Below are 17,701 nucleotides of genomic sequence, written 5' to 3'. Positions count from 1 at the left end.
GGCCCCCGGCCAAGGAGGATCGATCCTCGTGTTCCACCGCCGGCGCGCCACCATGGCCGCCTTCCTGCTCCCGGCGATCGCCGTGTACAGCGTCTTCATGCTGTATCCGCTGGTCCGGGGCGTCTATCTGAGCTTCACCGACAGCCTCGGCGGCCCCATCGCGAACTTCGTCGGGCTCCAGCAGTACCAGGCCATGGCGGACGACCCGGCCGTCTCGGCCGCCCTGTGGCACACCGTGCTCTACGCCGTGGTGGTCGTCGTCGTACAGAACGGCCTCGGTCTGCTCTTCGCGTCGATGCTGTTCCGCCGGCCCAGGGTCCGCAAGGTCCTCAACGTCGTCCTGCTGACACCGACCCTGATCTCCCCGGTGATGGCCGCGTTCATCTGGTCCTACCTCCTCGCGCCCACCGGCGGACTCAACGCCCTGTTCGACACCGTCGGCCTCGGCAGCCTCCAGCACGTCTGGCTCGGCGACCCGCACACCGCGCTGTACGCGGTGGCCGCCGTCAACGTCTGGATGTTCACCGGCTACTCGTGCGCGATCTTCCTCGCCAGCTACATGAGCATGCCGACCGAACTCCTGGAGGCGGCCGCGCTGGACGGCGCGAGCGGATGGCGGCGGTTCCGCAGCATCGAGTGGCCGCTGCTGGCCCCCGCCCTCACCGTCAACGTCACCCTCAGCCTCATCGGCTCGCTCAAGGTCTTCGAGTTCCCGCTCGTCCTCACCAACGGCGGCCCGGCCGGCGCCACCGACACCCTGACCCTGCTGGTCTACCGGAACATCTTCGGCGGCGGGAAGTTCGCCCTCGGCGTCGCGCTGTCGGTGCTGCTCCTGGTGACCGTGGTCGTCCTGTCCAGCGCGACCAACTCCCTGCTCAGGCTGCGCGAACGGCGCATCTGACGGCGCCTTTCACGTCGTAGGCACCTGATCGATTCGGACGGATCGCCACCATGACCTCTCAACTCTCCGCACCCGCACGGGAGACCGGCCGCCAGGCCGGGACACCCGGCCCCGGCGCCGTGCCCCGCACGACGGGCCGCTGGACCCCGCGCCGCCTGGGAAGCAGCCTGGGCACCGCCCTGCTCTGTCTCGGCACCGTGCTGTTCGTGCTGCCCTTCCTCTTCACGGTCGTCACCTCGCTGCGCACCGCGGCGGATGTCGCCCGCTCCCCGCTGGGCATCCCGCACTCCTTCACCCTGAAGAACTTCACCGCCGCCTTCAGCCAGATCCACTACGGGCCGAGCACCCTCAACACCCTGCTGATCACCGGGCTCTCGTGCGTGTGCATCACCGTGCTGGGCTCGCTGGCCGGCTATCCGCTGGCCCGGATCACCGCGGGCTGGTCGACGGCCGTGTACCGGCTCTTCATCCTCGGCACCTCCATCCCCGTCTTCGTGGTGGTGGCGCCGCTGTACCTGCTGATGCGGGACATGAACCTGCTCGACACCTACGCCGGCGTGGTCTTCATCTACACCGCGATCAACCTGCCGCTGGCCGTGTTCTTCTACACCAGCTTCATCCGCTCGGTCCCGGCCGACCTGGAGGAGGCCGCCGCGCTCGACGGCTGCGGCGCGTTCCGCACCTTCTTCGTCGTCATCCTGCCGCTGCTTCGGCCCGTCACCAGCACCCTGCTGACCTTCATCGCCCTGCAGATCTGGAACGACCTGCTCGTCCCGCTGGTCTTCCTCCAGGATCCGGGCAAGCGCACCGTCATGGTGAACGCCTACTCCTTCATCGACCCGCACACCGTGCAGCCGACCACCCTCTTCCCGGCCGCCCTCCTCGGCGTGCTGCCGCTGCTGATCATCTTCGTGTTCTTCCAGCGCCAGGTCGTCGCCGGCATGTCCGCGGGAGCGGTCAAGTGACCGTACGCCCCGCCCTCACCCCCCAGCTGGCCCGCACCCGCGTGATGGCCATCCTGCGCTCCGCCGACGCCTCCGGACTGCCCGCCGTGGCCGACGCGCTCGCCGCCGGCGGGGTCACCTGCCTGGAGGTCACGCTCACCACCGAGGGCGCCCTCGACGCACTCGCCCTGATCCGGGAGGAGCTCGGCTCCGCCGTCGCGGTCGGCGCGGGTACCGTCATGACCCGCAGCGACCTGCGCGACGCGGTCGCCGCCGGCGCCGAGTTCCTGGTCGCCCCCGTCGTCGAACCCGACGTCATCCGGGCCGCCGCCGACCTCGGCATCCCCTGCTACCCCGGCGCCTGGACGCCCACCGAGGTGGCCACGGCCTGGCGGGCCGGCGCCGCCGCCGTCAAGCTCTTCCCCGCCTGCACGGGCGGCCCCGCACATCTACGGCAGCTCCGCGCGCCGCTCCCGGACATCCCGCTCGTCGCGGTCGGCGGCGTGGACCTCGCCGAGGCCGGGGAGTACATCACGGCAGGCGCCCGGGCCGTGGGCATCGGTTCCCCGCTGCTGCGCGGCGCGGACCGGACCCCCGACGATCCGGCGGCCCTCGACGCGCTCACCGGGCGTGCCCGCGCCCTGCTGGAGACGGTCAGGCCCGCGGCGCGGGCCGGGAAGGGCGACGCGTGAACACCTCTGCCGATGCCGGCCAGCCGTACCTCGTCACCGTCGGCGAGACCCTCGCCGTCCTCTCCGCCGCCGAGCCGGGCCCCCTCGCCCTGGGCGCCGCGCTGCGCCTCGGCGTCGCCGGAGCGGAGTCCAACGTCGCCGTCGGCGTGAGCCGGCTCGGCGGCCGGGCCACCTGGATCGGCCGGGTCGGCGAGGACCAGCTCGGCGAACTCGTGCTGCGCGAACTGCGCGCCGAGGGCGTCACCACGCTGGCCGTCCGCGACCCCGCGCCGACCTCACTGCTTCTCAAGGAGCGGCGCACCGGCACCCACCACCGGATGCGCTACTACCGCACCGCCACCGCCGGGGTCCGGCTCGCCCCCGAGGACATCCCGGAACAGGCCGTCGCGGGGGCCGCGGTCCTGCACATCACCGGCATCACCCCGGCCCTCGGCGACGATCCCGCGAGCGCCGTCCGGCGGGCGGTGCGGATCGCCAGGGACGCCGGTGTCCTCGTCTCCTTCGACATCAACTTCCGCTCCCTGCTGTGGAGCGAGGAGGAGGCCCGGCGGGCCGTACTGCCGCTGCTGCGCGACAGCGACCTGGTGTTCGCGGGGCCGCACGAGGCCCGGCTCGCGGTGCCCGACCTGGACGAGCCCGAGGAACTCGCCAAGGGGCTCTGCGAGCTGGGGCCGAGCGGTGCCGTGGTGAAACTCGGTGCCGAGGGGGCGTACGCGCTCCTGGACGGCGTGCCCTACCGGCAGCCCGCGCTGCCCGTGCGGGTGCACGACCCGGTGGGCGCCGGGGACGCGTTCGTCGCCGGCTACCTCGCCGAACTGCTGGCCGGCGAGCCGCCGGAGCGCCGGCTGGACACCGCCGCCCGGCTCGGCGCGTTCGCCGTCGCCACCACCGGGGACTGGGAGGGCCTGCCCCGGCGCACCGAACTCGCCCTCCTCGACCACCACGACGACGTACTGCGCTGACCGCCCACCCGAGGAACCCCCATGCCCACAGTTCTCGCCGGCTCCTACACCCCCGACACGGGAGGCGAAGGCGTCGGTCTCACCCCGCTGAGCCTGACCGGCCGGGCGTTCACCGCCGAGGCACCCGCGGTGCCCGCGAGCGGTGCCTCCTTCCTGGCCGCCCATCCGACCCTGCCCGTCGTCTACACCACCCATGAGTCCACCGAGGGGGCCGTCTCGGCCTTCACGGCCGGCGCCGGCACGGTGACCGCCCTCGGCGCGCCGATCACCAGCGGCGGCGCCAACCCCTGCCACCTCACCGTCCACCCCGACGGCGGCTGGCTCCTCACCGCCAACTACGGCACCGACACCCTCCCCGGCACGGTCGCCGTGCACCGGCTCGACGCGGCCGGCCGGATCACGGACCTCATCGACGTCGTCGAGCACAAGGGCTCGGGACCGGTCGCCGGCCGCCAGGACGGCAGTCACGCCCACCAGGTCCTGGTCGACCCGGCGGGCCGGTTCGTGCTCGCCACGGACCTGGGCGCGGACGCGGTGTTCACCTACCGTCTCGCCGACGGCGCCCTGGAGCGCACGGCGGTGAACCAGCTGCGCCCCGGTTCCGGGCCGCGCCACCTCGCGTTCGCGCCCGGCGGCGACCTGGTGTTCAGCGCCGACGAACTCTCCTCGACGGTGACCTGCCACCGCTACGACCCGGAGACCGGCACCCTCGTCGAACTCTCCCGCGTCCCCGCGACGGCCGTGGCCGACGTGCCCAACCAGCCCGGCGGGATCGTCGCCTCGGACCGCTTCGTCTGGGTCACCAACCGGGGTGCCGACACGGTGGCCGCCTTCCGCGTCGACGGCACCACGCTGGTGCCCCTCGGCGAGACCCCCACGGGCGGCACCTGGCCGCGCGGTCTGACCCCGGTCCCGGGCCACCTCCTGGTAGCCAACCAGCACAGCGGCACACTGGCCGCACTGCCGGTCCTGGAGTCGGGGGCCCTGGGCGACCCGGTCGCCACGGCAGCCGTCCCGTCGGTGGTGTGCGCGCTATGGTAACGGCAGAGGTGATAGCGCCCCGTAAGGGGCGCGGGGAACTGCGCGACCAGCCCCCACCGCCCCGCAGAGAACCGACGACCCCTAAATCCCCTGCCACTCCGGCTTGTTGACAAAGGTGTACCGGAAGTAATCCGCGAACTTGAGCCCGGAAGCCGCAGCCTCGTCGACGACGACCGTGGCATGGGGATGCAGCTGCAGTGCCGACGCGGGGCACACCGCGGCCAGCGGCCCTTCGACGGTCGCGGCGACCGCGTCGGCCTTGCCCTCGCCGGTCGCGAGCAGCACCACGTGCCGGGCTTCCAGGATCGTGCCGATCCCCTGGGTGATCACGTGGTGGGGGACCTGGTCGACGTCTCCGTCGAAGAACCGGGCGTTGTCGATGCGGGTCTGCTGGGTCAGTGTCTTGATCCGGGTCCGGGAGCGGAGCGAGGAGCAGGGTTCGTTGAATCCGATGTGTCCGTCGGTGCCGATGCCGAGCAGTTGCAGGTCCACGCCGCCGGCGGTGGCCAGGCCTGTGTCGTAGGCCTGGCAGGCGGCCTGGATGTCGGTGGCCGTGCCGTCGGGGCCGAGGAAGGCGTCCATGCCGATGCCGAGTGGTTCCAGGACCTCGCGTCGCAGTACGGAGCGGTAGGACTCGGGGTGGTCGGCCGGCAGGCCCACGTATTCGTCGAGCTGGGCTATGCGTGCCCGGGAGGTGTCCACGGTGCCGGCGCGGACCTTGGCGGTGAGGGCCTGGTAGACGGGCAGCGGGGTCGAGCCCGTGGCCACTCCGAGCAGCGCGTCCGGCTTGTGGCGCAGCAGCCGGGCCATGGCCTCGGCGATCAGCTCGCCACCCGCCGCGGCATCCGGAACGATGACGATCTCCACGCTAGCCCTGCCCGCCCGTGAACACGGCCGCCACCTCGGGGATGCGGTCGATGTAGCCGTCGAGGAGCTGCCGGCCGACGGTGACCGAGTCGACCAGCGGGTGGAGCGAGAACGCCTTGCGCGCATCGGCGCGGGAGCCGGTGACGGCCGCGCTGATGGTGAGCCGTTCGACCGCCTTGACCTGCTGCATCAGTCCGGCCTGGGGCAGGTCGGGCTGGGTGATGGTGAGCGGGTGGACCCCGTTGGCGTCGACGGTGACGGGGACCTCGACGACGGCGTCCTCGGGGAGCGCGGTCACGGTCGTGCCGTTGCGCACGTTGAGGATCATCGTCGCGCGTTCGTTGCGGCTGACCGCGGCCATCACGGCGAGCGCGACACCGGCGTAGCCCTGGTGCGCGGGGTCCGGCCGGAAGTCCGCGTCGGCCTCGGCCTCGCCCTGGACCGCTCCCTTGGCCTCGGCCATGTAGTTGGCGCTGCGGTTGGCCACGGTCTCCCGCCACAGCTGTACGGCGGAGCCTCCGGCGGCCTCGGTCACCCGCCGGTAGAACTCCCGCTGCTGACGGGCGAGGAACTCGCCGCGGGTCTGCGGGGCGTCGAGGATGGAGCGTACGGCGTCCCGGTTGAAGTAGTAGTAGTACAGGTACTCGTTGGGGATCAGGCCCAGGTCGCGCAGCCACTCCTTGCCGAAGACGACCCCCTCCTCCAGACCGCCGAGCCGCTCGTCGTCGGCGAGCAGCCGGGGCAGCACGTCCTCGCCGTCGTGCAGCACCCGGCGCATCCAGCCGAGGTGGTTGAGGCCGACGTAGTCGAACTGGGCCCGGGACGGGTCGAGTCCGAGTGTCGTGGCGATACGGCGGCCGAGGCCGGACGGGGTGTCGCAGATGCCGAGGACGCGGTCGCCGAGGACGCTCTGCATCGCCTCGGTGATCATCCCGGCCGGGTTGGTGAAGTTGATGACGTACGCGTCCGGCGCGAGCCTGCGCACGCGGTGCGCGATGTCGAGCATCACGGGGATGGTGCGCAGGCCGTAGGCGAGTCCGCCCGGGCCGGTGGTCTCCTGGCCGAGGACGTTCAGGTCCAGGGCGACCCGCTCGTCGCACATGCGGCCCGCGAGCCCGCCCACCCGGATCGCCGCGAACACGAAGTCGCTGCCTTCCAGGGCGTCGTCGAGGGAGGTGCTGACCGTCACCCGGGGGGCGTCGGGCGAACCGTCGGCGAACCGGGCGAGGACTTCCGCCATGGCCTTGAGGCGGGCGGGATCGGTGTCGTAGAGCCAGACGTCGTCGATACGGGGGCTGCCCTGGTCGTGCAGCAGGGCCTGGTAGACGTACGGCACGCGGAATCCGCCGCCGCCGAGGACGGTCAACTTCATGCGAGTATCACCTTTCCACCCGCCTCGCGGCAGAGCTGGAGAGTGTCGGGATCGGCACCGCCGGTGGTGATCAGGACGTCGATGTCCGACAGCGGGCACACGCGCAGCGAGCCGGAGCCCGGGAACTTGGTCTCGGCGGCGACCAGGACGACCTTTCCGGCCGTCTCGATCATGGCCTGCTTCAGGGGCGCCTCGACCGCCATGTTGTCCACCACGTGCCCGCTCGGGCGTACCCCGGTGCAGCTGAGGAAGAGCACGTCGGCGCTGACCTGGCGCAGCGCCTGCTCGGTCAGGGAACCGACCAGGGACTGGTAGTTGCGGCGCAGCACACCGCCCAGCATCACCAGGCGTACGGCGTCGTCGTGACGGAGTTCGTCGAGCACGGCCAGGCTGCTGGTGATGACCGTGACCGGGCGGCCGCGCAGCCGCCGGGCGATCGCCGCGGGTGTGGTTCCGATGTCCAGGACGACCACGCTGTTGTCCTCGACGAGCTTCACGGCCTCCTCCGCGATGGCCTCCTTCAGCGCCTGGTCGCGGGTGACGACGACGTCGAAGGGGATCTCCGGCTCCTGCTCCTGCTCCTGCTCCTGGGCCGTGTCGTCCGCGGCGGCGCGCGGGGACATGGCCGCGCCGCCGTAGGTGCGCAGCAGTTCGCCGTTGCGGTCCAGTTCGATCAGGTCCCGGCGGATCGTGGACTCGCTGACCTGGAGCCGCTCGGCGAGTTCGCGCACCGAGGCCACCCCGGTCGTGCGGAGGGATTCCACGATCTTCGCGTGTCGATTGCGTGAAGTCACGCAGAGAACATAGCACCGGATGACTGACTTCGGTCATGCGAGCAAGAGAAACTTGCTCGTAACTGACTGACTCTTGTCATGTCGTCCGCGCGGTGCTCATAGTTGAGCACTTCATGTGGCGGCACCAGACGGAGGCGGTATCCGTGCTCGATGTGCTCTTCGCCGGCGAAGTCTTCTGCGACCTCGTATTCGCCGGTATCCCGCACCTGCCCACCCCGGGCGGTGAGGTGTACGCGGACCGGTTCGCCGTCGTCCCCGGCGGTACCGCCACCCGGAGTGTGGCCGCCGCCCGGCTCGGACTGCGGACCGGCCTGTGCGCCGTGATCGGCACCGACTTCCTCGGCGACCACGTCGTGACCGAACTCGCCCGCGAGGAGAACCTGGACCTCGCCTGGCTCCGCCGCGACCCGGCCGTGCAGACCCCCGTCACCGTGGCCGCGACCAACGAGCACGACCGCACCTTCATCACCTACGAGGAGGCGGGTGCCCGGCGCCCCGACGTCTGGGAGGGCGAACTGCCCGGCGCCCGCTTCGCGCAGCTCACTCTCGGCAAGCCGCTGCCCGGCTGGGTCGCCGGGCTGCGCGCCCGCGGCACCCGGGTCGTCGGCGGTGTCGGCTGGGACCCCACCGGCCGCTGGTCACCCGAGGTGCTCACCCGTCTCGACGAGGTCGACGTCTTCGTCTGCAACGCCGTGGAGGCCACCAGCTACACCCGTACCGGCTCGGTCGAGGAGGCCGTGAAGGTCCTGGACGACCTGGTGGCGGAGGTCGTGGTGACCGACGGCCCGCGGGGCGCGGTCGCCGTGGCCGGTGACACCGGCGAACTGGTCCGGGTCCCCGCGCCCCGGGTGTCCGCCGTCGACCCCACGGGTGCGGGTGACGTGTTCACCGCCGCCCTCATCGCCGGCCTGGGTCATGGCTGGCCGCTGCCCACCCGCCTCCGCTTCGCCGGGCTGTGCGCCGCCCTGTCGGTGCGGAGCCTGGGCGGCGCGGCCGGCGCCCCGCACCGGGCGGCGGTCGACGCCTTCCTCACCGAGATCTCCGGCGCCGGGGATGCCCTCCCTGACGGCATCCCCGACGACGACATCGAGCGAATGCGCGCGGTCCTGCGCTGACGCGCGCCGGCCCCGCTGCCCGCTTCCGCCGACAACGCGCCGAAACCGCCACCGGCATTCCACCGGCCCCGCCTACGCCGACCGTTCACCGGCACGACCACCCCGCCGGCCCCGCCCACGCCCACCGCCACCGGCACTCCACCAGACCCGCCCACGCCGATCGCACGCCGCCGGACCCGCCTCGGCCCGCTACTCCCCGGCACCGCCACTCCGCCGGACCGGCCCACGCCGGCTGCGCACCGGCACCGGGACTCCGCCGACCCCGCCTCGGCCCCCTGCTCGCCGGCACCGCCACTTCGCCGCACCCGGACCCCGAAACCCCACCGGCCGTCTCAAGCCGGCCGCATGGTTCCCGCCCCTTCGGGAACACCGCACCGCCCGCAGTTCCACCAGCACCAGGAGGACCACTCCATGACCGAGAGAACCCGAGGCCGTTCCGCCCGGCGCGTCGTCGCCGCGGCCGCGCTCGCCACCGGCCTGCTGACGGCCGTCGCGGCCTGCTCGCCCGGCCCGAGCGGCGGCTCGTCCGCCGGCGGCGCGGACAAGACCGCAGGACCGGTGTCCACGGACGTCGCCAAGGCGGGCAAGGTCACTCTCACCGAGTGGGACCAGAACACCGACCCGGGCACCGACGCCTCCACCGAGGCACTCAACAAGGCGTTCATGGCGAAGTACCCGAACGTCACGATCAAGCGGGTCTCCCGGTCCTTCTCCGACCTCAAGACCACCCTCAAGCTCGCCCTGTCCTCGGCGAACCCGCCGGACGTCGTCCAGGCCAACCAGGGTTACCCCGACATGGGCGCCTTCGTGAAGGCCGGTCTTCTCCAGCCGGAGGACAGCTACGCCAAGGTCTACGGCTGGGACACCGCCTTCCCGTCCCAACTGCTCGACCTCAACCGCTTCTCCACCGACGGCAAGACCTGGAAGACCGGCAGCCTCTACGGCGTCTCCCAGACCGGCGAGATCGTCGGCATCTACTACAACAAGGCCAAGCTCAAGTCCCTCGGCCTGACCGTCCCCACCACCCTCGCCGGTTTCGAGAGCGCCCTCGCCAAGGCCAAGTCGTCCGGCCTGCAGCCCCTCTCCTACGGCGACGCGGACAAAAGCCCCGGCATCCACATCTTCGGCGTCGTGCAGGCGGCCACCGCGGGCAAGGCGGAGGTCCGCAAGCTCGTGTTCGACGAGGGCGGCGCCAAGTGGACCGACTCCGGGAGCGTGAAGGCCGCGACCACGCTGCGCGGCTGGGCCGACAAGGGCTACCTCGGCTCCGGCTTCAACGGCGAGAGCAAGGACCAGGCGGTCGCGAACTTCGCCGCGGGCAAGTCCCTGTTCCTCGTCGACGGTACCTGGCAGGCCGCCGTACTCGAACCCAAGATGAAGACGAACGTCGGCTTCACCGCGCTCAGCCCCGCCGCCGGACAGCCCCCGCTCACCCAGGGCGGCGAGGGCCTCGCCTGGGCCATGACCTCCAAGTCCAAGCACCCGGACGTGGCCGCCGCGTACATCAACTTCCTCGTCGACAGCAACGGCATGAAGGTCCTCGCCGACAACGGCAACCTGCCCGCCCTCCCGCAGGCCGACTACAAGCCCGCCGCGGGCACCGTCGACGCCGACATCCTCGACGCATGGAAGGCGGTCAGCGAGAAGGACGGCCTGCTGCCCTACCTCGACTACACCACCCCGACCTTCTACGACACCCTCACCGCCGCCGTCCAGGAACTGACCGCCGGACAGCTCACACCGCAGGCCTTCGGCGCCCAACTCCAGTCCGACTACGCCCAGTTCCAGCAGGGCAGCTAAGGCGCGCACCCCTCATGGCTGTCACCGCACACCGCCCGACGGCACGCGAGCGCCAGGCCGACGCCCCCAGCGGGCGTCCGGCCCGGCGCCGCGGCCGGATCCAGTGGAAGGGCTACCTCTACGCCCTTCCCGCCCTGACGGTCCTCACCGTCTTCCTCCTGATCCCGCTCGGCCAGCTGGTCCAGATCTCGCTCTTCCACTGGGACGGCATCTCCACCTCCACCTGGGCCGGGTTCTCCAACTACACCGAGATCGCGCGCGACCCGCAGCTGCGCGCCGGCTTCCTGCACTCCCTGGTGCTGATCCTCTTCTTCTCGGTCCTGCCGATCGCGCTCGCCCTGATGCTGGCCGCGGTCACCACCCGCGCCTCCCGGCTGCGCGGGGTCTCCGTCTTCCGCGCGCTGATCTTCCTGCCGCAGGTCGTCGCCATGGTCGTCACCGCGACCGCCTGGACCGCGATCTACGCCCCCGACGGCGTCCTCAACACCGCCCTGCGCGCGATCGGCCTCGACGCGGTCGCCCGCCCCTGGCTCGGCGACTTCTCCACCGCCCTGCCGTCCGTCGGGCTCATCGGCACCTGGCTGGAGATCGGCCTGTGCCTGGTGCTGTTCATCGCCGGTATCGGCCAGATCCCCGGGGAGCTGTACGAGGCGGCGAAGCTCGACGGGGCCGGCGCCGTACGGGAGTTCTTCGCCGTGACGCTCCCCGGCCTGCGCGGCCAGATCACCGTGGCGCTCACCCTCACCGTGATCGCCGCCCTGAAGACCTTCGACCTGGTGTACATCGCCACCCACGGCGGTCCCGGCAACGCGACCAGCCTGCCCGCCTTCGAGGTCTACAACCGGGCCTTCGGCACCGGCCAGGTCGGCTCCGCCTGCGCCATCGCCGTCGTCCTGACCGCGGTGATCCTGCTCATCACCTTCCTGATCACCAAGCTCCAGCCCGAGGAGGACGGGACATGATCTCCACCCGCGAACGGGCGCTCAACTACGTCGTCCTGACCGTCTTCGCCGCCCTGGCCCTGGTGCCGCTGATCGGCGTGGTGGCCTCCGCGCTGACCCCCGCCGCCCAGGCGTCCCCGTCCTTCACCTGGCCGCACCACCTCGACCTCGGGAACTTCGTCACCGCCTGGCACCAGGGTCACTTCGCCACCTACCTGGGCTCCAGCGTGCTGGTGGCGGTCTCGGTCGTGGTCCTCACGGCCGTCCTGGCCATCCTCGCCGGGTTCTCCTTCGCCCTCTTCGACTACCCAGGCCGGTCACTCCTCTTCTACGTCACCCTGATCGGCCTGATGGTGCCGCCCGAGGCGTTCGTCATCCCGCTCTACTTCAATCTGCGCGACGCCGGGTTCACCGACTCCTACTGGGCGCTGATCCTGCCGCAGACCGCCCAGTCCCTCGCCTTCGGCGTCTTCTGGATGCGCAACTTCTTCCGCTCGGTACCGGTCAGCATCATCGAGGCGGCGCGGCTCGACGGGGCGACGGACTGGCGGCTGCTGTGGCGCATCCTGGTCCCCACCAGCCGCCCCGCCCTGCTGACCATGGCCATGCTGGTCTTCATGTGGACCTGGAACGAGTTCCTGCTCCCGCTGGTCATGATCACCGACGAGAACAAGCGCACCGCACCCCTGGGCCTGGCCTTCTTCCAGAGCGAGCACACCACCCAGTACTCCCTGCTGGCGGCCGCGTCCATCATCGTCGCCCTGCCGGTCGTCGCGCTGTACGTCTTCCTGCAGCGCCACTTCATCTCCGGCATGCTCTCCGGCGCCGTCAAGGCGTGAGCGTGAGAGGGTGAGGACGAGGGGGCGCCGTGTGCGGGAAGGCGGTGGCGTTCCATGCGGTACGTGGCGGTGAGCGCGCTCAGCCATCCGGGGCTGCTTCGCGAACGGAACGAGGACAGCCTGGTGATCGGGCCGTGGACCCTGTGCGCCACGGTGACCGAGAGCGCGCAGACCCTGGTCTTCCCGCTCGGGACGCCCCTCGCCGTGGCCGTCGCCGACGGGCTCGGCGGGCAGCCCGGCGGCGATGTGGCCAGCGCCCTCGTCGTCCGTCGGCTCGCGTCGATCGGCCCCGCCCTGACCGGCGAGGACGTCGTCCGCGACGCCCTGAACGCCTGCAACCGCGCGGTGTACGAGGCCGGCGGCGGGGCCGGAGGCGACCTCGCCACCATGGGCACCACGGTCGCCGGGGTCGTGGTGCAGCCGGACTCGCTGACGGTGTTCAACGTGGGCGACAGCAGGGTCTTCGCGGCCACTCCCGACGGGCTGCGCCAGGTGAGCGTCGACGACAGCCCCCCGCTCGAACTGGGGCGGCGCACCACGCACCTCGTCACCCAGTGCCTGGGCGGCACCCCCACGTACCGCGCCGTCCAGCCCCATGTGACGACCGTGCCCCTGTCTCCCGGCGACCGTTACCTCGTCTGCACCGACGGCCTGACCGACCCGGTGCCGCAGGAGGTACTCGACGAGGTGATGCGGGAGCACGACGACGGCCGGGCGGCCTTCGAGCTGTGGAAGGCCGCCATCGCGGCGGGCGGTCCCGACAACGTCACGCTGGCGGTCGTACGCGTCGCGGACACCTGAGCAAGACGCCCGCCTACGGTGGAGACATGACCGAGATCGTCGTCTACGAACTCGACCGGCCGACGGCAGCGCCGGGTGGCGGCGCACAGCGGCGCGTCCGCAGGGTGCACGCGGCTCCCGCGGCCCCTGGATCACGCACCGTCGCGGGACCGCGGACCCTCTGCGGCAAGGACACCTTCGCCATGGAGACGACCGGCCGGCGGCCCTCCGAACACCCTGGAGCGCCCTGGTACCCCACGGAACACGCTTCCGTGGTCTGCCAGGACTGCGATGCCGTGATGGAGGTCTGACCGGTTCCGCGGCTCAGCCGTGTTCCACGTACTCCTTGAAGTGCTCCAGATCGCTGCGGACGAGCCGTTCGATCGCGTTCGTCTGGGCGAAGCCCCTCGGCCCGCCGAAGACGTCCCGGACCGTGTCGGGGTCGTACTCCAGCCGCGCCTGGACCCGGGTGTGACCACGGTCGATCGGCTGGACCGAGAAGGAACCCGTCAGCTCGGGGGTGCCCGTGGTGAGCCACTCCATCACGCGCTCACCGCGGTCGCTGACCTCGGCCTCGACCTCCCGGGCCCGGCCACCCGCCTCGATGTCGAGATGCGCCCGGCCGCCCGCCTCCGTACGCGCACCCCGCACCCCTGCCACGAAGCGCGGATAGGTCTCCGCCCGGTGAAGGGCCTCCCAGGCCGTGTCGACCGGGACCCCGACGTCCACGTGCAGTTCGAGAGTGCTCATGGCGCACCTCCACGCGCGGTTCCTGGCACCTGACCCCTGCTTCCAGTGTGCGCCCGGCCGAATCGGCGCCGACGGAAGAGGGGCCGCAGGTTCATGTCCGCATCGAAGGTGAGGGCGTGCGGTGCGCCGCCTTGATCGACCGGCCGGCCGCGCGCGGCAGCTTCGGACACTTCCTGTCCTGCGTGGAGCGCCCTGAGCGTTTCAGGTTCGGCAGGGAGCCCGATGGGTGACCCGGCGAAGCGTGGGGGTGGGAGAATCCGCGGTGACTGTCCGGTGAGAGGATGCCCATCCTGCAAGCAGGAGCCTGCGTGGCGGTAGCCGCTATGTACTGCCCGGCAGGAGGGGCGGCGCGCCTGGGGTCTCCGGGAACCGCCTACTCGTGAACGGAGCCCGGCAGTTTCGGGCCGGCGAGCGGCGGCCGGCCGGCACGGGCGGCCCTGGTCTCTGCCTTGCCTCCTCACGTCGTCCTCGCTCGAATCGCACCCGTCAGCGCTGTGCGCACTGCGGAGAAGACTCCGTCGGACAGAGGTTGTAACAACGTGGAGGTGGGCTCTTCCGGCGAGCGCCTACCCTTGACCCATGACCATCAGCAGCGACCGGAGTCTCGCAGTGGACGTAGCAGCACCCAAGACCTACGAAGTCCGTACCTACGGGTGCCAGATGAACGTCCACGACTCCGAGCGATTGTCCGGGCTGCTGGAGGAGGCCGGGTACGTACGTGCCCCCGAGGGGTCGGACGGTGACGCGGACGTCGTCGTCTTCAACACGTGCGCGGTCCGTGAGAACGCCGACAACCGGTTGTACGGCAACCTCGGCCGCCTCGCGCCCAAGAAGGTCTCCCGCCCCGGTATGCAGATCGCGGTCGGCGGCTGTCTGGCGCAGAAGGACCAGGACACGATCGTCAAGAAGGCGCCCTGGGTCGACGTCGTCTTCGGCACGCACAACATCGGCAAGCTGCCGGTCCTGCTGGAGCGCGCCCGGGTCCAGGAAGAGGCCCAGGTCGAGATCGCCGAGTCGCTGGAGGCGTTCCCCTCCACGCTGCCGACCCGGCGGGAGAGCGCCTACGCCGCCTGGGTCTCGGTCTCCGTCGGCTGCAACAACACCTGCACCTTCTGCATCGTCCCGGCCCTGCGCGGCAAGGAGAAGGACCGCCGCACCGGCGACATCCTCGCCGAGATCGAGGCCCTGGTCGGCGAGGGCGTCTCCGAGATCACGCTGCTCGGGCAGAACGTCAACGCGTACGGCTCCGACATCGGCGACCGCGAGGCCTTCAGCAAGCTGCTGCGGGCGTGCGGGGGCATCGAGGGGCTGGAGCGGGTGCGGTTCACGTCCCCGCATCCCCGTGACTTCACGGACGACGTGATCGCGGCCATGGCGGAGACCCCGAACGTCATGCCGCAGCTCCACATGCCGTTGCAGTCCGGTTCGGACACCGTGCTCAAGGCGATGCGCAGGTCCTACCGGCAGGACCGGTACCTCGGGATCATCGAGAAGGTCCGCGCCGCCATCCCGCACGCCGCGATCACCACCGACATCATCGTGGGCTTCCCCGGCGAGACCGAGGAGGACTTCGAGCAGACGATGCACGTCGTGCGCGAGGCCCGCTTCACCCAGGCCTTCACCTTCCAGTACTCCAAGCGCCCCGGCACCCCGGCCGCGACCATGGAGAACCAGATCCCCAAGGAGGTCGTCCAGGCGCGCTACGAGCGTCTTGTCGCCCTCCAGGAGGAGATCTCCTGGGAGGAGAACAAGAAGCAGGTCGGCCGCACCCTGGAGCTGATGGTCGCCGAGGGCGAGGGCCGCAAGGACGGCGCCACCCACCGTCTCTCCGGCCGCGCCCCCGACAACCGCCTGGTCCACTTCACCAAGCCCGGCCAGGAGGTCCGCCCGGGCGACGTCGTCACGGTCGAGATCACGTACGCCGCCCCGCACCACCTCCTCGCCGAGGGCGCGGTCCTCGGCGTACGGCGCACCCGCGCGGGCGACGCCTGGGAGAAGCGGAACGCCGCGGAGGCGGCGAAGCCGGCGGGTGTCATGCTGGGGCTGCCGAAGATCGGGGTACCGGAGCCGCTGCCGGCGGCGACCGGGGGCTGCGCCGCGCACTGAGTGCGCGCCGGGTCCATCCAGGAGGGGGCAGGGATGGGGCGCTGGGTGGTGATCGCCGACCGTCATGTCGGAAACCATGACGGCGTCGAGGAGGTGGCGTACTTCGAGGGCACCCGGGACGAGGCCCGCGCCCGCCTGTACGAGATCGCCTGTACCCACCGTCCGGGCGTCGGCCTGCGCCAGAAGCGCCGACAGGTCTACCGGATCGGGGACGGGGACGCGTACTACGCGAACATCGAGGGCGCGATGTCCACACACCGTGTGACGTACCGGCTCGCCGAACTGGCGTGGAGCACCCATCCGGAGTCCTGGCCCTGGGCCTGGAAGCAGGTGGGGCCTTGAAGCGGGAGGCCTGGCAGTAGGCTGCCGATCATGCTGGTTGCCGCCGCAGTCTGCCCCTGCCCGCCCCTCCTCGTCCCCGAGGTGGCCGCGGGTGCCGCCGACGAACTGGACGCCCTGCGCGCCGCCTGCACGGATGCGCTCGGTGTGCTCGCCGCCGCCCGGCCCGACCTCCTCGTGGTCGTCGGACCCGCCGAGCAGGCCGGACGGGGTCCGCATCCGCAGGGCACCCGGGGCGGCTTCGGCCGTTTCGGCGTCGATGTCGGCGTACGGCTCGGCACCGGCGAGCCGGGTGAGCGGGAGCTGCCGCCGTCGCTCGCCGTCGCCGCCTGGCTGCTGGAGCGCACCGGCTGGGCCGACGCCCCCATCGAGGGGCTGGGCGTCGGGGAACCCCTGGAGACGGCGCGGTGCCTTGACGTCGGGCGCGAGATCGCCGCCCGGGCCGCCCGGGTGGGCATGCTGGTCATGGGCGACGCCAGCGCCTGTCGCACGCTCAAGGCGCCCGGCTATCTCGACGAGCGCGCGGCCCCCTTCGACGCCGAGGCCGCCCGGGCGCTCGGCGCGGCCGACCTCACGGCGATCAAGAACCTCGACGCCGAGCTGGCGTACGAGCTCAAGGCCGGCGGCCGCGCCCCCTGGCAGGTCCTGGCCGGCGCGGCCGAGAACGCTGACCTCGCCGGGGCCCTGCTCTACGACGACGCGCCGTACGGCGTCGGCTACCTCGTGGCGGCCTGGTCCTGAGCGCTGCGTGAAACGGCGGACGGCCGGGAGTCGGGTGACTCTCGGCCGTCCGCCGATCTGCATGACGCGCCTGCTCGGGCCGGCTCAGGAAGCCGACGGCGGGCCCTCCGGCCGGGTCGGGGTGGTGGGGTCGGTCGGCCCGGCCGCACCAGTGGCGTCCGGGTGCACAAACCGGTCCATGGCGCCCTTGGCCCTGCCCGTACCCGTGTGGATCTTGTCGCTGTACTTGCCCTTGGTCTTCTCGTCGACGACCTGCGCGGCCTTGTCGATGCCGTGCTGGAGCTTGTCGATCTTGTCCTCGTGCTGCTGCGCGAGGTGAGAGGCCTTGTCCTTGGCCGGGGCGAGCTTGGCCTTCAAATTGTCCAAAAGACCCATGGTCCACCTTCCTCGCGGGCCGTTATGTGCGGGCGCTCTCGCCGGCCTCGTTGTCGGCGGCCTCCTTGGCGGACTGCTGCTTGGGGATCTCGGTGCTCTCGACGGCGGTCACCGCAACGGGCTCCGGGTCCGGCACCCGGTCCGTCGCCGGGTCCGTCTCCGCGTCCGTGCTCCCGCCGTCGTTCTTCCCCGACCCCTTCAGCGCAGCCGTCCCTGCCGCCTCCTCCGCCGCGTTCTCCGCCGCGGACCCGTTCGGCTCGGTGCCGGCCGGTGCCTCGGCGTCCGGCTCCTCCGTCGCCTTCGACTTCTTTCCGAGGAGTCGTGCAAAAACGCCCATATCCA

20 protein-coding genes are annotated in these 17,701 nt (G+C 71.6%); 14 read left to right on the top strand and 6 right to left on the bottom strand.

The window, feature by feature from the left end; translation table 11 throughout:
* Positions 1–28: 28 nt before the first annotated feature.
* Genes AB0D85_RS31525 through AB0D85_RS31505 form a run of 5 tightly spaced genes read left to right on the top strand, consistent with a single transcriptional unit; the run spans position 29 to position 4,540 of the window.
* On the top strand, positions 29–901 hold the full coding sequence (locus AB0D85_RS31525) for a sugar ABC transporter permease (protein WP_362327723.1): 873 nt from the start codon (positions 29–31) through the stop codon (positions 899–901).
* A 50-nt stretch (positions 902–951) separates the two neighbouring features.
* Entirely contained in the window at positions 952–1,866 is a 915-nt protein-coding gene (locus AB0D85_RS31520) for a carbohydrate ABC transporter permease (RefSeq protein ID WP_362327720.1), read from the top strand.
* On the top strand, positions 1,863–2,537 hold the full coding sequence (locus AB0D85_RS31515; RefSeq protein WP_362327717.1) for a bifunctional 4-hydroxy-2-oxoglutarate aldolase/2-dehydro-3-deoxy-phosphogluconate aldolase: 675 nt from the start codon (positions 1,863–1,865) through the stop codon (positions 2,535–2,537). Before AB0D85_RS31520 ends, AB0D85_RS31515 begins: the two co-directional genes overlap by 4 nt.
* Entirely contained in the window at positions 2,534–3,499 is a 966-nt protein-coding gene (locus AB0D85_RS31510) for a sugar kinase (RefSeq protein WP_362327714.1), read from the top strand. Before AB0D85_RS31515 ends, AB0D85_RS31510 begins: the two co-directional genes overlap by 4 nt.
* Before the next feature lie 21 nt (positions 3,500–3,520).
* The gene (locus tag AB0D85_RS31505) at positions 3,521–4,540 is read left to right on the top strand and encodes a lactonase family protein (protein WP_362327711.1); all 1,020 of its coding nucleotides are present in this window, start codon (positions 3,521–3,523) and stop codon (positions 4,538–4,540) included.
* Positions 4,541–4,621: 81 nt separating this feature from the next.
* Here the strand turns inward: AB0D85_RS31505 and nagB are convergent, their stop codons facing one another.
* From nagB to AB0D85_RS31490, 3 genes are read right to left on the bottom strand one after another with little or no spacing between them, the layout of a single operon-like run.
* A complete protein-coding gene (gene nagB, locus AB0D85_RS31500) occupies positions 4,622–5,407 on the bottom strand; it encodes a glucosamine-6-phosphate deaminase (protein WP_362327708.1) in 786 nt (261 codons plus the stop codon).
* Position 5,408: 1 nt separating this feature from the next.
* Positions 5,409–6,779, bottom strand: a complete 1,371-nt coding sequence (locus AB0D85_RS31495) for a 6-phospho-beta-glucosidase (RefSeq protein ID WP_362327705.1) — start codon at positions 6,777–6,779, stop codon at positions 5,409–5,411.
* On the bottom strand, positions 6,776–7,573 hold the full coding sequence (locus AB0D85_RS31490; protein WP_362327703.1) for a DeoR/GlpR family DNA-binding transcription regulator: 798 nt from the start codon (positions 7,571–7,573) through the stop codon (positions 6,776–6,778). The genes AB0D85_RS31495 and AB0D85_RS31490 overlap by 4 nt, the downstream gene beginning before the upstream one ends.
* 92 nt (positions 7,574–7,665) lie before the next feature.
* Between AB0D85_RS31490 and AB0D85_RS31485 the strand changes: the two genes are divergently transcribed.
* The 6 genes from AB0D85_RS31485 (at position 7,666) to AB0D85_RS31460 (ending at position 13,359) form a co-directional block, all read left to right on the top strand.
* On the top strand, positions 7,666–8,688 hold the full coding sequence (locus tag AB0D85_RS31485; RefSeq protein ID WP_362327701.1) for a carbohydrate kinase family protein: 1,023 nt from the start codon (positions 7,666–7,668) through the stop codon (positions 8,686–8,688).
* Positions 8,689–9,099: 411 nt separating this feature from the next.
* Complete coding sequence (locus AB0D85_RS31480; protein ID WP_362327698.1) at positions 9,100–10,488, top strand: extracellular solute-binding protein; 1,389 nt, start codon at positions 9,100–9,102, stop codon at positions 10,486–10,488.
* 14 nt (positions 10,489–10,502) lie between these two features.
* The gene (locus AB0D85_RS31475; protein ID WP_362327695.1) at positions 10,503–11,450 is read left to right on the top strand and encodes a sugar ABC transporter permease; all 948 of its coding nucleotides are present in this window, start codon (positions 10,503–10,505) and stop codon (positions 11,448–11,450) included.
* Positions 11,447–12,268 (top strand): carbohydrate ABC transporter permease, encoded by an 822-nt coding sequence (locus tag AB0D85_RS31470; RefSeq protein WP_362327692.1) that lies wholly within the window; start codon positions 11,447–11,449, stop codon positions 12,266–12,268. Before AB0D85_RS31475 ends, AB0D85_RS31470 begins: the two co-directional genes overlap by 4 nt.
* 54 nt (positions 12,269–12,322) lie before the next feature.
* Positions 12,323–13,069 carry a PP2C family serine/threonine-protein phosphatase gene (locus AB0D85_RS31465; protein ID WP_362327690.1) on the top strand — a complete coding sequence of 249 codons (747 nt, stop codon included), beginning with the start codon at positions 12,323–12,325 and terminating at the stop codon, positions 13,067–13,069.
* A gap of 26 nt (positions 13,070–13,095) precedes the next feature.
* On the top strand, positions 13,096–13,359 hold the full coding sequence (locus AB0D85_RS31460; RefSeq protein WP_362327687.1) for a hypothetical protein: 264 nt from the start codon (positions 13,096–13,098) through the stop codon (positions 13,357–13,359).
* Between the two features lie 13 nt (positions 13,360–13,372).
* Here the strand turns inward: AB0D85_RS31460 and AB0D85_RS31455 are convergent, their stop codons facing one another.
* Positions 13,373–13,798, bottom strand: a complete 426-nt coding sequence (locus AB0D85_RS31455) for an SRPBCC family protein (protein WP_362327684.1) — start codon at positions 13,796–13,798, stop codon at positions 13,373–13,375.
* Positions 13,799–14,377: 579 nt separating this feature from the next.
* Between AB0D85_RS31455 and miaB the strand changes: the two genes are divergently transcribed.
* From miaB to AB0D85_RS31440, 3 genes are read left to right on the top strand one after another with little or no spacing between them, the layout of a single operon-like run.
* Positions 14,378–15,904: a tRNA (N6-isopentenyl adenosine(37)-C2)-methylthiotransferase MiaB gene (gene miaB / locus AB0D85_RS31450; RefSeq protein ID WP_362327681.1), complete on the top strand. Its 1,527-nt coding sequence runs from the start codon at positions 14,378–14,380 to the stop codon at positions 15,902–15,904.
* A gap of 33 nt (positions 15,905–15,937) precedes the next feature.
* Positions 15,938–16,246 carry a hypothetical protein gene (locus AB0D85_RS31445; RefSeq protein ID WP_362327678.1) on the top strand — a complete coding sequence of 103 codons (309 nt, stop codon included), beginning with the start codon at positions 15,938–15,940 and terminating at the stop codon, positions 16,244–16,246.
* 30 nt (positions 16,247–16,276) lie between these two features.
* Complete coding sequence (locus tag AB0D85_RS31440; RefSeq protein WP_362327675.1) at positions 16,277–16,984, top strand: class III extradiol dioxygenase subunit B-like domain-containing protein; 708 nt, start codon at positions 16,277–16,279, stop codon at positions 16,982–16,984.
* Between the two features lie 84 nt (positions 16,985–17,068).
* Here the strand turns inward: AB0D85_RS31440 and AB0D85_RS31435 are convergent, their stop codons facing one another.
* Positions 17,069–17,359, bottom strand: coding sequence for an antitoxin (locus AB0D85_RS31435; RefSeq protein ID WP_362327672.1), 291 nt, complete (start codon positions 17,357–17,359; stop codon positions 17,069–17,071).
* A gap of 22 nt (positions 17,360–17,381) precedes the next feature.
* Positions 17,382–17,696 carry a hypothetical protein gene (locus tag AB0D85_RS31430; protein ID WP_362327669.1) on the bottom strand — a complete coding sequence of 105 codons (315 nt, stop codon included), beginning with the start codon at positions 17,694–17,696 and terminating at the stop codon, positions 17,382–17,384.
* Between the last annotated feature and the right edge of the window lie 5 nt (positions 17,697–17,701).

Origin of the sequence: Streptomyces sp. NPDC048277 (assembly GCF_040652235.1) — a bacterium.
In the GTDB taxonomy this organism is placed as follows: domain Bacteria; phylum Actinomycetota; class Actinomycetes; order Streptomycetales; family Streptomycetaceae; genus Streptomyces.
Note: the sequence above shows the minus strand (reverse complement) of the source record. Positions and strands in the feature narration are given on the sequence as shown.